The 14,443-nt window shown below is 58.0% G+C and carries 13 protein-coding genes and 2 tRNA genes; 3 read left to right on the top strand and 12 right to left on the bottom strand.

Going from position 1 to position 14,443, the window contains the following annotated elements:
* The first annotated feature begins 8 nt into the window (after window positions 1–8).
* On the top strand, window positions 9–500 hold the full coding sequence (locus V8247_RS02840; RefSeq protein ID WP_338738563.1) for a YajQ family cyclic di-GMP-binding protein: 492 nt from the start codon (window positions 9–11) through the stop codon (window positions 498–500).
* Window positions 501–1,326: 826 nt separating this feature from the next.
* Here the strand turns inward: V8247_RS02840 and V8247_RS02835 are convergent.
* The 3 genes from V8247_RS02835 to V8247_RS02825 all read right to left on the bottom strand — a co-directional run bounded on the left by V8247_RS02835 (window position 1,327) and on the right by V8247_RS02825 (window position 4,371).
* A complete protein-coding gene (locus V8247_RS02835) occupies window positions 1,327–2,262 on the bottom strand; it encodes a histone deacetylase (protein ID WP_338738558.1) in 936 nt (311 codons plus the stop codon).
* A gap of 666 nt (window positions 2,263–2,928) precedes the next feature.
* Window positions 2,929–3,153, bottom strand: coding sequence for a hypothetical protein (locus V8247_RS02830; RefSeq protein ID WP_338738556.1), 225 nt, complete (start codon window positions 3,151–3,153; stop codon window positions 2,929–2,931).
* A gap of 12 nt (window positions 3,154–3,165) precedes the next feature.
* Window positions 3,166–4,371, bottom strand: coding sequence for a TRC40/GET3/ArsA family transport-energizing ATPase (locus tag V8247_RS02825; RefSeq protein ID WP_338738555.1), 1,206 nt, complete (start codon window positions 4,369–4,371; stop codon window positions 3,166–3,168).
* Between the two features lie 66 nt (window positions 4,372–4,437).
* Here V8247_RS02825 and V8247_RS02820 point away from each other — a divergent pair.
* Window positions 4,438–4,523 (top strand) — tRNA-Leu (locus V8247_RS02820).
* Between the two features lie 53 nt (window positions 4,524–4,576).
* Window positions 4,577–4,653: transfer RNA gene (locus V8247_RS02815), tRNA-Arg, on the top strand.
* A gap of 67 nt (window positions 4,654–4,720) precedes the next feature.
* On the opposite strand, the gene secF is transcribed toward V8247_RS02815, so the two are convergent.
* From secF to secG, 9 genes are all read right to left on the bottom strand, one after another.
* The gene (gene secF / locus V8247_RS02810; protein WP_338738553.1) at window positions 4,721–5,623 is read right to left on the bottom strand and encodes a protein translocase subunit SecF; all 903 of its coding nucleotides are present in this window, start codon (window positions 5,621–5,623) and stop codon (window positions 4,721–4,723) included.
* A complete protein-coding gene (gene secD / locus V8247_RS02805; protein WP_338738551.1) occupies window positions 5,616–6,962 on the bottom strand; it encodes a protein translocase subunit SecD in 1,347 nt (448 codons plus the stop codon). Before secD ends, secF begins: the two co-directional genes overlap by 8 nt.
* Window positions 6,963–6,993: 31 nt before the next feature.
* Window positions 6,994–8,499, bottom strand: coding sequence for an HD domain-containing protein (locus V8247_RS02800; protein WP_338738549.1), 1,506 nt, complete (start codon window positions 8,497–8,499; stop codon window positions 6,994–6,996).
* Between the two features lie 59 nt (window positions 8,500–8,558).
* Complete coding sequence (locus tag V8247_RS02795) at window positions 8,559–8,975, bottom strand: helix-turn-helix transcriptional regulator (RefSeq protein WP_338738547.1); 417 nt, start codon at window positions 8,973–8,975, stop codon at window positions 8,559–8,561.
* A gap of 172 nt (window positions 8,976–9,147) precedes the next feature.
* On the bottom strand, window positions 9,148–11,571 hold the full coding sequence (priA, locus tag V8247_RS02790; RefSeq protein WP_338738544.1) for a primosomal protein N': 2,424 nt from the start codon (window positions 11,569–11,571) through the stop codon (window positions 9,148–9,150).
* A 17-nt stretch (window positions 11,572–11,588) separates the two neighbouring features.
* On the bottom strand, window positions 11,589–11,951 hold the full coding sequence (gene rplS / locus V8247_RS02785) for a 50S ribosomal protein L19 (RefSeq protein ID WP_338738542.1): 363 nt from the start codon (window positions 11,949–11,951) through the stop codon (window positions 11,589–11,591).
* A gap of 143 nt (window positions 11,952–12,094) precedes the next feature.
* Window positions 12,095–12,853 carry a tRNA (guanosine(37)-N1)-methyltransferase TrmD gene (gene trmD, locus V8247_RS02780; RefSeq protein WP_338738539.1) on the bottom strand — a complete coding sequence of 253 codons (759 nt, stop codon included), beginning with the start codon at window positions 12,851–12,853 and terminating at the stop codon, window positions 12,095–12,097.
* 500 nt (window positions 12,854–13,353) lie between these two features.
* Window positions 13,354–14,190 carry an SAM-dependent chlorinase/fluorinase gene (locus V8247_RS02775; RefSeq protein ID WP_338738537.1) on the bottom strand — a complete coding sequence of 279 codons (837 nt, stop codon included), beginning with the start codon at window positions 14,188–14,190 and terminating at the stop codon, window positions 13,354–13,356.
* A gap of 31 nt (window positions 14,191–14,221) precedes the next feature.
* Complete coding sequence (gene secG, locus V8247_RS02770) at window positions 14,222–14,440, bottom strand: preprotein translocase subunit SecG (protein WP_338738535.1); 219 nt, start codon at window positions 14,438–14,440, stop codon at window positions 14,222–14,224.
* Between the last annotated feature and the right edge of the window lie 3 nt (window positions 14,441–14,443).

Here is a 14,443-nt window from a genome sequence, read left to right as displayed (position 1 = left end):
ATTCAGACATGCCCTCAGTAGATATCGTCAGCGACGTTGACCTGCAGGCGCTGGACAACGCTATCAATAATGTAAAACGGGAAACCACGTCCCGCTATGATTTCCGCAACGTTAAGAGCGAGATAACGCTGGATCGCAAGGAAAAGAAGATTCACCTGGAAAGCGTGGATGACGTCAAGGTCAAGGCCATGACCGAAATGCTGATCGGCCAGGCGGTGCGCTTTAACCTGGACCCCAAGTGCCTGGATTTCGGCAAGATGGATGCCACGGCGCAGGGCGAGGCGGAGATGGAAGTCAAAATCAAAGAAGGCATTGCCAAGGAAACCGCCCAGAAAATCGTCAAGTTCATCAAAAGCCTGAAGCTGAAAGTAGAACCGGCCATCCAGGGCGAACAACTGCGGGTCACCGGCAAGAGCATTGATGACCTTCAGGAAATCATGCGGCAGCTTAAAGAGCAGGACTATGACATTCCGCTGCAGTTCGTTAATATGAAGCGGTAGCGGGCGGGCTGAAAGCAGTCAGCCATCAGCCATCAGCATTCAGCTTTTTAGTAGGCAGTAGACAGTTATCAGTAAAAAGCACCGGGATTGTTTCGGCGTAGCCTCGCAAAGCGAGCTTTCAGCGGTCAGCTTTTTAGTAGGTAGTAGACAGTAAACAGCAGACCACGGCGGTTATAATAACGGTAAGCCTTATTCAAATATTGGAAATTGGTAGTATCCGAAGCAATCAGCCATCAGCTGTCAGCCGTCAGCTACCTATATGCGTCATTGCGAGGCCGCCAAGGCGGCCGTGGCAATCTAATACCGACTTCCGCCCCGTCTTTGCGAAGCCGCCGTCAGGCGGCTGTGGTAATCCCGGTTCCTGTTTAGGTCATTATAATTTTGTTATTTGATATTGTTTAGGCATTAGATATTGGATATTAGGATTTCCTGCCAGGGCGCGAAGCAGTCTCGGTCCCCTTATTCAAATATTTGAAATTGGTAGTATTTGTGGCATTGGTAGTATTTTCCCGTCTTTGCGAAGCCGCCGTCAGGCGGCTTTACAATCGTGCAAGTATAGTCCACCGTTCTCGTAGGGGCCGAACTCAGATCGGCCCGCCCGGTACACCCTCCCCCGTCACTGCGAGCGGCCGGCAGGCGCGAAGCAGTCTCGGTACTCTTATTGAATTATTTGAAATTGGTATTATTTGTAGTATTGGTAGTATTTCTCTGTCGGCTGTGGCAATCCCGGTTCCTGTTTAGGTCATTATAATTTTGGTATTTGATATTGTTTAGGGATTAGATATTGGATATTAGGATTTCCCCCGTACTGCTTACTCGTTACTGTCTACTGAAATTCCCCCATCATCGCCCTCAGCGTGCCGGCAATCGATTCGGCCGTGGCCGTCGGATGGTAGCCGCCTTCCAGCAGCAACACCAGCCGCCCGCCGCAAAACTCTTCCGCCAGTTTTTTCACCCGCTCCGTCATGCCGGCAAAGCCCGCTGCCGACAAATTCATCGCTGACAGCGGGTCAGCCTGGTGGCCGTCGTAGCCGGCCGAAACCAAAATGATGTCCGGGCAGTGCCGGATGATGGCCGGGATCACCAGTTTATCAAAGGCGTTTAGATACTCCTGGTCGCCGCTGCCGGCGGGCAGGGGGATATTGAGCTGATTATGATATCGGCCGGTATCGCTGGCGGCGCCGGAGCCGGGATAGTGCGGTGATTGATGCAGCGACACATAAAAGACGGCCTCGTCACCTTCAAAGATAGCCTGAGTGCCGTTGCCGTGGTGGACGTCCCAGTCAATGATGGCGGCACGTCCCAGGCCGTATTTCCCAAGCGCCGCCCGGGTTGCCACGGCGACGTTATTCAGGAGACAGAAGCCGCTGCCGCGGTCGGCGAAGGCATGGTGGCCGGGCGGCCGCGACAGGACGAAACAGCCGCCGTCAACGCCGCCTTCAGTAACTGCTGCCACTGCGGCCACCGCACTGCCGGCGGCGGTCACCGCTGTCCGCCAGGAATCGGCCGATAGCACCGTGTCCACATCCAGCGAACCACCGTTGCTGCCCAGGATTTCCGCCATCCGGAGATAGTCCGCGGTATGGACCGCCGTTAATTCTGCCGGTTCGGCCGGGCGCGCTGGCAGACTGGTCAGCCGGTCCAGAAGACCGGTCTCCGTCAGATGGTTCATAATCGCACTCAGCCGCTCCGGCGACTCCGGGTGGAGCGGGCCGGGATTATGCTTCAAAAAAATCTGGTCGTAGATAATAGCAGTCGTCAAAGCGGTATTCGTTATAAATGTATGAATATTTGTTACTCTGTATAGTATAGAGGGTTTTCAACCGGGAGCAAAACGGTCCCGGCGAAAATAAAACGGGAAAATGAGACATGGGCTTATTGACAAAATTACTAATATGCACTAAAATACTGTTCTCTAAAAAAGAACACCAGTCTGACAAGAAATTCATCTGCCGTCGCTTCCGGTTAACTATTCTCACCGGATTCCCGGCAAAACCGGTCCCAGTCGGCACAGCAAGGAATTGTTTTAATTGATTTATATTTTTGAGGGAAAACTAATCACGTTTGAGGCTGTCCGCCGCCAAAGCTAAAAAATTGGAGTCGTTTCCTTCAATTGAGACCGGGCTGAAATTACAAAAAACAATTCCTGCCTACAACTCCCCGGTATACGGCCTACTAACAGCTGTCTGCTGATTACTGATTCCGTCCCTTCACCGTCATTGTGAAAGCGCGAAGCGATCGGGGCAATCATACAAGAATAGCCCCCGAACTTTTTGTAGGGGCTTGGCATGCCAAGCCCGCCCCGGTGGACCCCCGGCCTTCGCCGAGGATGGCATTTTGTTTGTTGTCATTACCCGCGAAAGCGGGTAATCCAGGAAGCTGAAAGCCAACGGCTGAAAGCTGATAGCCGACGGCGGACAGCTTCGGTTTACTCAATATCAATATGCGTCTTCTCCGCCGGCGAATCGGCGGCATCGGTCCGGGCGATGGCATCATCCAGCAGGCTCCGCAGGGCCAGCAGCATTTCCCTTTTGGCGCCCATCAGGTGCTGGAGGGTTTCCCCGCCCATCTTGTTCTTCAGGTCCGGCGCCTTGATCTTGATGACTACTTCTTCGCCGGGGTTGAAGGCAAATTCAAACATATTGTCGCTCATTTCAGCTCTCCTTTACTTGTGATTCTTCCGGTCTTTGACCGGCGGCGGCGGGTTATCGTCGTGAAAGCGGATGTGCAGTTCACTGCCTTCCATGGCCGCGCCGGTGACTCTGAGCCGGCTCAGGACATGGGGCAGGGCAACCGAGCGGCGGTAATGACCCACCTTGAGGTTGAGTTCATCACGGTTGCGGCTGAGGTCCACCTGCTCTTTAGTGGCGAAGGGCAGTTTCAGCTTGAGGGTGTAGCCCTCGTCCGTTTTTACCACCGTCTGGGATACGCCGTGGTAATAGAAGCGCGACGGGTCATCGTCGCCGTAAGCAGCCCGGGCCATGCGGCGGAGCATCTCCAGGCCGACCACTTCCTGATCCAGCAGCGGCATATTGAGCCGGGGCAGCGGTGAGAAGGCCTCGTCAATGTACTCCCGGTACTTGAGCTGACTGGACTGCCAGGTGCGGAAGTAGGCGTCATTCAGGCCTTCGGGCAGGATGCGGTTGACGATAACGGCATCGGTGACGTAGCCGAACAGGTTGAGATAGGTCAGCGTCCGCTGGGCTTCCTTGATGACCATCTTCTCCGGGTTGACCACCAGCCGGATGGATGACCGCTCGCCGTCAATCAGGAGCTTGTGGACTTCCTCCAGTTCAGCGTAAAGTTCGGCCACGGCGTCCATCACCGAGTTGGACGGCAGCGGGATATCCGATACCGCTCCGACCACCGGACGCATCACTTTGGCCACCCGGCGCTGGATGGGGAACAGCCGGTTCATCCACCAGTTGAGCATGTCGGGGAAGGACAGCAGCCGCAGCGTTTCGCCGGTCGGGGCGGAGTCCACCACCACCACATCGTAATTACCCTCACGGTTGTAGCGGGAGATATACAGCAGGTTAGCCAGTTCTTCCATACCCGGCAGGACCGCCATCTCATCAGCGGTGATGCCGCTCATACCCCGCCAGGCCATTAAGGCCGAGATATAGCGCTGGATGGTGCCCCAGTAACTCTCCATGGTCTGGTAGATCTCAATCTCCTGACCCCAGAGGTTGGGGGCAATCTGCTTCGGGTCATTGCCGAGTTGGAGGTCCAGGGAGTCGGACAGGCTGTGGGCGATGTCAGTGGACAGCACCATGGTGCGGTGGCCCAGTTCGGCACACCGCACTGCGGTAGCCGCCGCCATACTGGTTTTACCGACGCCGCCCTTGCCGGTGAACAGGATTACGCGCATCAACGCCTCCGATTGACAGTATATACCCAGCTAAGTATAATTGACACTTGCCTGTTGTCCAAACCAGCCGAAGTGGCGGAACGGCAGACGCGCTACGTTCAGGGCGTAGTGTCCGCAAGGGCGTGAGAGTTCAAATCTCTCCTTCGGCACCATTTTATAACCAAGTAAGGCAACCATCCCCGATTACCTGGTTATCAGGCGACGTGCGCTTGTAGCTCAGATGGATAGAGCGCAGCCCTGCGAAGGCTGAGGTCGTGGGTTCGAGCCCCGCCAAGCGCGCCATTACTCCAGTTATCCATAAAAAAAGGGCGGTCATCTTGACCGCCCTTCAGCTTTTTCCGGTGATATTTTACGCGGTGACCCGCCCGCCCAGCCGCCGCCGGTCCAGGTTATCCCAGATGACCAGAATGGCCGGGGCTACGAACACCGAATCATAAGTACCCACGATAATGCCGATCAGCATCACCACCGCCAGGTTCTGGATGGTGGCGCCCACGAACAGCATCAGCGCCAGCACCACGATGATGGTGGTCAGTGAGGTGTTGATGGAGCGGATCAGCGTTTCGCCGACACTGCGGTTGACTACGCCTTCAAAGGTGGGCGCTACGCCGCGGAGCTTGTTCTCGCGGATGCGGTCAAAGATGACCACGGTGTTGTTGACGCTGTAACCGATGACCGCCAGGATGCCGATGATAAAGACCAGGTTAATTTCCAAGCCGAAGATGGCGGCCAGCAGGGCAAAAATGCCCAGCACTGCCAGCACATCGTGCAACACCGCGGCCACGGCTACCACTCCGTAATGCATCGGCTTGGGCATGCGGCGGAAGGCGTAGGTCAGGTACAGCAGGATGCCGAGGGCGGCCAGCGCCACGGCAATCAGAGCGACACGGGATGTCTGACTGGCGATGACCGGGTCAACCGTCTCAAAGCTGCGTTCGGTCAGGTTGCCCAGGGCGGCGGTCAGGCCGGCCTTGAGGCTGTTTTTTTCCCCATCGGTAATGGCCGGCAGCCGGATCATGAAATCTTCGGTGCCGGTTTCCTGGACGATGGCGGTGCCGTAGCCCAGGTTATCCAGTTCAGCGTTGAGTTCGGATAGCTGCGGGGTGGTGTCAAAGGCGATGGTCAGCATGGAACCGGCGGAGAAGTCTATGCCGGCGCGCAAGCCGAAGACGGCCAGGAACACCAGCGACAGGGCAATCAGTGCCCCGGAAATGCTGAGAAATAGTTTTCTTTTACCGATGATATTAGGCATGCTGTTCCCCTGTTTCGGTGGTGAATAGATTTAGTTTTTTGGCGTAGCTGGAGCCGATGAGCGACCGCAGGAAGGTGCGGGTGACGAACATGGCGGTGAACATACTGGCCAGGACGCCGAGGCCCAGCGTCAGGGCGAAACCCTGAACGGGCGCGCCGGCCGCCACGCTGGAGCCGACCCAGTACAGTACGGCGCAGACGATGAGGGTGGTCACGTTAGCGTCCCAGATGGCGCTCCAGGCACGGGAGAAGCCGGACTCAATGGCCGCGCCCACGGTGCGTTTAGCCCGCAGTTCTTCCTTCATGCGTTCAAAGATGAGCACGTTGGCGTCCACCGCCATGCCGATGGACAGGATGAAGCCGCCGATACCGGCCAGCGTCAGGGTCACCGGCACAATCTTGTAGACCGCCAGTACCAGCACCACATAGAAAATAAGCGCCAGGCCGGCCATAACGCCGGGCAGGCGGTAGAAAGCGACCATAAAGATGATGACCAGCAGCAGGCCGATAACCCCGGCCAGCACGCTCAGGTCTACGAAGTCGGCACCCAGTACCGGCGAGATGGTGTTTTCATAAATGACTTCCAGCGATACCGGCAGGCGGCCGGCGTTAAGCTGCTTGGACAGCAGCTGGGCTTCGGTGGTGGACAGGCCGGTGATGATGCCGGAATCGGTAATGACTGTGTTCACCGTCGGCGCAATGGGCTGACCGTCATCGCCCAAAAGAGCGGAATCGCCTTCAAAGATGCCCAGGCTCTTGCCGACCAGTCGCCCAGTGACGATTTCTGAAATCTTGGACCCTTCTTCAGTCCACTCAAAGTTCATCTGGATGCGGCCGAACTGGTCGGTGCTGACGTAGGTGTTTTCCTTGAAATAGGAGGATGTGAGCTCATAAACCACACCGTCAATCTCGGCGGTGGCCGGCTTCCACATGCCCAATGAGTTGGTCCAGACAGCCTCGTCCTCGTTCTCGGTTTTTTCACCGAAGACCAGCAGCGCGGTGGAGCCGATGCGCTGCTTCTGAGCGTCGGACAGTTCCGTGCCGGGCAGTTCCACCACGATGCGGTTATCGCCCTGGACGAAGATGTTGGGCTCGCTGACACCCAGCGGGTTGACCCGGTTGTTGATGACGCCCATGATGCCTTCCATGGTGGCGCCCTTGTCCCCGTCTGCTACACCGCTCAGATCGGCTTCATAGACCAGATGGATGCCGCCCTGAAGATCCAGTCCCAGTTCAATGGGCTTCTCTAAAAGAAGGCCTTTGCCGGCCGGCAGGACGATGAGCGCCGACAGCACGAACAATGCCAGAATGGTAATAAGCTTGGGTAGATGTTTTTTCATTATTGTTCCTGAATCCAGTAAAAAATTGTTCTCAATTGTCGTCCGGCCGGTTGATGAACTCGCGGACGAACTCGGCGGCCTCTGCCGGAGTGTGAATCTCCCCGGTGGCCTGGGCTTCCCGCGTCGCGGCCAGCACCCGGCCTATGGCCGGCCCCGGCTTAAGGCCGAAGCGTTGTTGTAATTCATGCCCGGTGATCAGCGGCGTTTCCCGTGACTTGACTGCCTGCCGCTCCAACTCTGCCAGAATATAGCTCACTATTGTAACATGTTCACGAAAGTTATCAAGCTCCAGCGCCGGACCGCGGGCGGCCAGATGGTCGGCCAGACTGAGATACAGCGTGCCGACGGCGCCCTCTCCTGTGTCCCTGAGGTAGCGGAACACCGCCCGGGGGGTCGGCAGGACCCGCTCCGGCCCCATCTGCACCGGTCGCAGGTGGGCCCGTACCATGGCAGTTACCAGCAGTGTTTCCCGGTGGGAAAAGCGCAGCCGCTCCAGAATCTGCCGGACGACTTCCGCGCCTTTCTGAGCATGGCCGAAAAAGCGGATACGGCCGGAGTCAGTCAGGATTTTGGTCTCCGGCTTGGCTACATCATGGAGCAGAGCCGCCAGGCGGGTAAGTGCCAGTCGGCCAGCGCCGCGGCCGGTGGGAGTGTTAAAGTAGCCGGTGACTTCCGGCGGCATGGGAATAAGATCCCCGACGGAATCGTCGGCATGGGGCCAGTCACCCTGTCCCATGATCCAGTCCAGGGCGTAGATGGTCTGCAACTGGTGGTTAAAGACATCCCAGGCGTGTTCTTTGGGTTGTTCCACCCCCCGTGAAGGGGTTAATTCCGGGAATATGACCGTCAACAGACCCAGGCGATCCAGTTGGGTCACGCTGGCTCCGGCACCCGGCAGCGCCAACAGCCGCAGCAGTTCCTCCCGGGTGCGCTCGCCGGCCACTCCGGCGGCCAGCCCGGCATCGGCGCGCAGCAGGTCGGCAGTCTGCGGCTCAATGGTGAATCCGAGTTCGGCGGCCAGCCGGACGCCGCGCAACAACCGGGCCGGATCCTGGCGGAAAACGTCCGGCGCGACGGCGCGGAGACAGCGGTGCTTGATATCAGCCAGTCCGCCGGTGGTGTCCATGACGGCCAGCCGGCCGGAATCGGCGTTAAAATCTGTCAGCCGGGCACCCAGAGCGTTGGCGGTGAAGTCCCGGCGGCCAAGGTCAGCCTCCAGCGTGCTGGCAGCCGTGCCCAGGTCTATCTGGTCAAAGGCGCTGCCCGGCGGCAGGGTGACCCGGTACATGCCGTTATCATGGCTCAGGGCAAAGGCGGTACCGTTCAGTGTTTCGGCCAGGCGCTGCGTCATTAAGCCGGCGTCGCCGAAGACCGCCACGTCCAGGTCAACGGAGGGGCGGCCGAGCACAGTATCCCGGAGAAAGCCGCCGACGACTGCGGCTGGAATGTCCAGGGAAGCAGCCGTCTCCGCCACGGCGGCGATGACAGCGCGTTGCGAGGCGGCGACGGTTATTTCAGATGACATTTGTTCAGTCATGGCCAACGCCATAACTATACAGGCATTAAAAAGGCGGGGCAAGGAATCAGAGAGCCGAACTAGTGGTGGTTGATATCCCGGGCGGCGGTTTTCAGCGCGGGCAGCAGGCTGATGACGGCCCGCTGAATTTCCGGGGTTTCGGCGGCCAGCACCCGGGCGACCTGGGGGTCAAGCTGCCGCGACGGTTTGGCGAGGTCACTGTGAAGATTAGGGCTGTCCGCAGAGGTCAGGTAGCCAGCCAGGGTGAAGAGTTCATTTTCATCATACTGGAGATGACAGGCCAGTTTCAGCAGGACTTTGGCCGAGGGGAAGCGCTCGCCCCGCTCAATCCGGCCGATGTGGGAGGTGGAAATGCCGCTGCGCTCAGCCAGTTCCTGGAGGGTCAGCGGTATCGCCTGCCGCCGCAGACGCAGCATCTTTCCGAATTCCACCGGAGATACGTTGTCGGGCACGCTGGAGTCAATAACCCTGACCATGGCCGTATTATAACATACAATTATTGATAATCAAGGGCTTATTTGGACAATAGTCATAAATTATCGGTTTTCAAAACACGTCAGCCACAATTGGATAAATTTATTCGTGTATACTCATGTATATTCATATTTGCTGAATACTTTTGTCCTCAGGAAACGGCCGGAAGGTGACTCAGCTCAGGCCGAGCGGGTCAACATCAATGCTGAGGCCGGCCGGCAGACCGGCCCGGTTCAGAAAATCGGTGACTTCAGCACCCTTGACGATTAACTGAAAGCGATAACAGCCGCGGCGGCGGGGGACAAACGCTGGGGCCGGCCCGATGAAGGAAATGCCGGTCAGGCCGCGAGCGTCAAGTTGCCCGGTCAATTTCTGTTTGATGTTTTGGGCCTGGCGCAGGCTTTCGGCTTCGCGGACATGCCGGGTGGTGATGACCGCCAGTTCTCCGAAGGGCGGATAGCCCAGCATTCGGCGATAATCAAGCTCTTTTTGGTAAAACTCGGCGTAATTATGCCCGACCGCGGCGGCGACGGCGTAATGTTCCGGCTGGTAACTCTGGACGACCACCCGGCCGGCAAATTCACCGCGTCCGGCGCGGCCGGCCACCTGGGCCAGCAGTTGAAAGGTGCGTTCACCGGCGCGGAAATCCGGCAGGTTCAGAGCGGTATCGGCGTTGATGACGCCGACCAGGCCGACGCCCGGCAGGTCCAGACCGCGGGCCACGACCTGAGTTCCGATGAGGATATCGGCCTTGCCCGAACGGAATTCGTCAAAAATGCGGTAACCGGCGTCTTTGCCCCGGGCGGCGTCCGAATCCCAGCGCAGGATACGGGACTCCGGGAACTCCCGCCTGGTTTCCTCTTCCAGCTTTTGGGTGCCCAGTCCCAGGTATTTAATGCGGCGGCTGCGGCAAACCGGGCAGGTTTCGGGCAGCCGGTAGCCGGCGTTGCAATGATGGCAGACCAGCCGGTTTTCCACCGGATGATAACCCAGCGGCAATCGGCAATTGTGGCACTTGATGACTTCTCCGCAGTCGCGGCACTGGATAAAGGTGGCCCCGCCGCGGCGGTTGTAAAAAAGTATAATCTGTTCGCCGTTGCGCAGGGCGGCGGTCATTTCTGTTTTAAGCCGGCGGCTGAAAATGGACAGGTTGCCGCTTTTCAACTCCTGGCGCAGGTCCACCAGCGTTACCGGCGGCAGGGGGGTGTTGACGTGGGGGGTCAGCCGGTCCGGTAGTTCCAGCAACTGGTAGCGGCCGGTGACCGCCAGGTGGTAGCTTTCAACATCCGGCGTGGCGGAGCCGAGCAGCAGCGCCGCACCGTATTCCTGCGCCAGGCGGCGGGCGACGGTGCGGGTGTGGTACAGCGGCGGGGTGTCCTGTTGTTTGTAGGCCCATTCGTGTTCTTCATCCATGACGATCAGGCCGAGGCGGGCGGCCGGTGCAAACAAGGCACTTCGGGGGCCGATGACGATATCCAGGCCGCCTTCGGCGATGGCGCGCCACTGGTCAAAGCGTTCGCCCAGCGACAACCGGCTGTGGAGTACCGCCACCCGGCCGGGAAAGCGGGCGGTAAAACGTTCCACGATCTGGTGCGTCAGGGCAATCTCCGGCACCAGGATGATGACCTGACGTCCTTGTTGCAGCGCGTGGGCGGTGGCGTGCAGATAAACCTCTGTTTTGCCGGAGCCGGTAACGCCGTGCAGCAGGAAAACCGGCGCCCGGCCGGGGACCGCGGTGCCCAGTCCCTGGTTGACGGCAGTCAAGGCCGATTGTTGTGCGGCCGTCAAGGCCGGGGTCAGGGGTAATTCCATGGCGGCCGGCAGGCACGGCACTCGCGGCGCTTCTTCCTCAATGACGTTTAAAAGGCGCTTGTTTTTCAGGGTGTTCACGGAAGAGGTTATGTCGCCGAGTTCCCGTCGCAGTTCGCTGAGCGGCAGGCGGCCGCGCGAGTTGGCCAGTCGGAATAGAATATCGGCTTGTCTGGGGGCTCTGATTGTGAGGCCGGCTGCAGTATCCGCAGCGGCGTCGGCACTGATATTTAAAATGATGACCCGTTCTAGGCGGGGTTTAATCCGGGTGGGAGCCAGGTGGTATGAGCGGTCAATAAGGCCTTGTTCCAGCAGATGACGCAAGGCGGGACCGGTTTTGGCGGCTCCGAACTGTTGCTCCAGTGCTTTTTGCCCGATACAGGTGTCAGGCAGCACCGCCATAATGGCTGATTCCAGCGGGGTGAGGGCAACGTCTGCCGGCTGACTGGTGCGGCAGATTTCGGCCGCAGCCTGTCGTTCAAAGCCCGGCGGCAGCCATAAGGCCAGAGAGGCAAAGAGCGGGGCGAGGTAGTGACGGCTGATGAAGAGACCGGCGGCTAATTGCTGCGGTGTCAGGCAAATCGGGGGCTGAATAAGGCCGTCCAGCGGCCGGGTTTCAGCGAAACGTGGCTGTTCAGCCACCTCAATGACAATGCCCTGCAGGATTTTCTGACCGAAGGGAACCAGCACCGCCTGCCCCGGCCGGACATTCATGCCGGCCGGAATTTGGTAGCTGAAGGCACTCCGGCCGGCGGCCGGTGCATTGACACTGACCTCGGCATAGAGCAAGCGTTTACTCGCTTAGTTTATTCGGATGCCTTGGCGACCGGCTCGCGACGTTCCTTAATCCGGGCAGCCTTGCCGGACAAGTTGCGCAGATAGTAAAGCTTGGCCCGGCGAACCTTGCCGCGGCGAAGCACTTCAATTTTATCTACCCGGGGGGAGGCAAAGGGGAACACCCGCTCCACGCCGATGCCGTAGCTGACGCGTCGGACGGTGAAATTACCGCCGTCGCCGCCGGCGCGGACCCGCAGCACCACACCCTGGAATACCTGAATACGTTCCTTCTCACCTTCAACTATCTTGACATGAACCTTGACGGTGTCACCGGGATTAACCTCGGGGAAATCAGCTTTGACCTCGGCCGGTACCAGCTCTGAAACTCTCACTTTGTGAACTCCTTTATCCTGCCGGTCCGGTGTTTACCAGCCGGGGAAAACTTAAATGTAACAGACTGAATAGTAAATCACAAATAGCACCTAAAATTCAAGTCGGGCGGCGAAATCAACCATTTTAGCTCCGCCGGCGACTGCTAAGAGCCGGCGATATCCGGGGTATCGGGACATTCAGCTTCAATTTCTGCCAACAGACGCCGGTCGGCGGCGGACAGGTTTTTTAAGTCCAGCAGGTCCGGCCGGCGTTTAAGGGTCAACTTCAGTGACTCCCGCCGTCGCCAGCGGGCGATGGCGGCATGGTTGCCGGACAGCAGGACCGGGGGGACGGTCAGACCCCGGTACTCCGGCGGGCGGGTATAGTGCGGGTATTCCAGCAGCCCGTCACTGTGGGATTCATCCAGGTGGGAATCACTAGAACCTAAAACACCGGGTACCAGCCGGGCGACCGCGTCAGCAACCACCATCGCCGGCAGTTCACCGCCGGAAAGCACATAATCCCCGATGCTGATTTCATCGCTGATGATGGTTCTGACCCGTTCATCAAGACCTTCATAATGGCCGGAGATGAGAATCAGTCGCGGCTTGAGCGCCAACTCGGCGGCGATCGCCTGAGTGAAAAGCCGCCCCGCCGGCGACAGCAAGATGATTTCGGCAGGCTCTTCCGCTGCTGATTGCGCCGCTGCTACCGCTTCAAACACTGGTTCCGGTTTGATGACCATGCCGGCGCCGCCGCCGTAAGGGGTGTCGTCAACCACATGATGGCGGTCATGGGTGTAATCCCGGATATTGTGTAGTTCAATCCGCAGCAGGCCGCGGTCAACAGCCCGCTTCAGGATGCTGGAGCTGAAAGGTCCGGCAAACATTTCTGGAAACAGAGTCAGAATATCTATCCGCATGGCTGGATTTTACCACAACCACCGGCTGCCGGCAGCCGGTGGGGCGCTTTCACGAATGAAAAAGGCAGAAAAACGACGATTTTGGGAGATACACTGAATTAATGGCGGAAAAACCATCAGTCATTATTAAACTTCAATCCGGCTAATTATCTCCTACAGCCTGCCTCCGGTCTTGACCAGAATGATATTTGCGAGTATATTGAGATTGCGGGAGAAAACTCGCGAAATAATTATCTAGCGAAGGGAGGAATGGTTGGTAAAGAGACAAGCCGTTCTGGGAATGTGGCTCTTTCCTTGCAAATGCTCCTCGCTGGGAGGCTGGGCATCCTAGAGATTGACTGTAGCGAGGAGCCTGGAAGAAGGCTCTTGAGCTTTTCGTAAATCGGTTGAAAACCGTCTGGTCTCCTGACCAGTGCTGGAGAAGTAAAGAGCGAAGCGAAAGCCAAATCCAGGAAACAAGAAAATTTAATAAGGACTTCAAAGGGTGGGTGTTAAGCGGACTAGCTGGCACCCGCCCTTATTTTTATCTCATCACCGATGCGGACGGAGGTAATTGCCGCGGCGCTTCCGTTCTTCAAGGCAATTTCCAGATAGCCGGATGAACCGAACAGCGCCAGCAGGCCGTTAGTGTCGGCGTAATTTTGGGCCAGCCCGCTGATCAAATGGCCGTGCAGTTCCAGTCGCAGGTCGTTGCTGCCTGGCAGCAGGTCCTCGCAGCGGACGTCGGTGATGATGTTGCCGAAGCTGTCAATATGGATAACGTGCCCCTGTACAACGGCGCCGTCACTGGCCGGACGGGACAGCGGTAACATCTGAAGCCGGTCAATAGTTTCACCGAAGGCGTTGATCTGAAATCCCTGCGATAACAGCGCCGCAACCGGCGCCATGATGTCCCGGGCGTGAAAGGTGTCGGATACCGGCTGGCGGAAGAAATGGCTGTTGGTGACCGCCACGGCGCGGGCCTCGCCGGTCAAAGTGGCCAGTTGCGGCCCACGGGCGGCACTGCCCGTTTCCTGCAAAATATAGCCCCGGGCGGCATAGGACAATACCCCGTTATCCGGGCCGATGAAAGTGCCCACCGGGGTTCTGAGGATGATGATGCGGCGATTGGAGCCGACGCCGGGGTCAACTACCACCAGATGAACGGCGGAATGAGGGAAATAGGGAAACGCTCTCGACAGGATAAAAGCCGCCTGGTGAATATTCTGTGGCTGGATCTGGTGGCTGATATCTACGATTTGGGCGGCGGGATTGATTCCCAGGATAACACCCTTAACCGCTCCGACATAGGCATCGGTGGTACCAAAATCAGTTGTCAGGGTGATGACGGAGTTCATTTCCGCTCCCCGGTCCGGGCTGTTGTCAGCCCTAAATGATCAGCAGTATCCAGATGGAAATCAGGACGAACAGTATTACCAGCGCGATGGTAAGTTGAAACAGGGTTTTCTCAATCCCGCGCTTGGTCCGGAAAACGGTGTCCGCCTGACCGAAGATGCCGCCGAGCCCGCCGCCCTTGACCTGAAGCAGGGTGGACAGGCCGAGAGTCACGGCGATGATAATCTGGGCTATTAACAAAAAGGTGAGCATTTA

It is taken from the genome of Dehalogenimonas sp. W, assembly GCF_037094495.1.
GTDB classification, from domain to species: domain Bacteria; phylum Chloroflexota; class Dehalococcoidia; order Dehalococcoidales; family Dehalococcoidaceae; genus Dehalogenimonas; species Dehalogenimonas loeffleri.
Note: the sequence above shows the minus strand (reverse complement) of the source record. Positions and strands in the feature narration are given on the sequence as shown.

Coding starts and splice junctions, on each gene's coding strand:
- secF (WP_338738553.1), bottom strand. CDS start 5,623: ATGCCTAATATCATCGGTAAAAGAAAACTATTTCTCAGCATTTCCGGG.
- V8247_RS02795 (WP_338738547.1), bottom strand. CDS start 8,975: ATGGTCAGGGTTATTGACTCCAGCGTGCCCGACAACGTATCTCCGGTG.
- V8247_RS02775 (WP_338738537.1), bottom strand. CDS start 14,190: ATGAACTCCGTCATCACCCTGACAACTGATTTTGGTACCACCGATGCC.
- V8247_RS02840 (WP_338738563.1), top strand. CDS start 9: ATGCCCTCAGTAGATATCGTCAGCGACGTTGACCTGCAGGCGCTGGAC.
- V8247_RS02830 (WP_338738556.1), bottom strand. CDS start 3,153: ATGAGCGACAATATGTTTGAATTTGCCTTCAACCCCGGCGAAGAAGTA.
- trmD (WP_338738539.1), bottom strand. CDS start 12,853: ATGCGGATAGATATTCTGACTCTGTTTCCAGAAATGTTTGCCGGACCT.
- V8247_RS02800 (WP_338738549.1), bottom strand. CDS start 8,499: ATGACTGAACAAATGTCATCTGAAATAACCGTCGCCGCCTCGCAACGC.
- secG (WP_338738535.1), bottom strand. CDS start 14,440: ATGCTCACCTTTTTGTTAATAGCCCAGATTATCATCGCCGTGACTCTC.
- secD (WP_338738551.1), bottom strand. CDS start 6,962: ATGAAAAAACATCTACCCAAGCTTATTACCATTCTGGCATTGTTCGTG.
- V8247_RS02825 (WP_338738555.1), bottom strand. CDS start 4,371: ATGCGCGTAATCCTGTTCACCGGCAAGGGCGGCGTCGGTAAAACCAGT.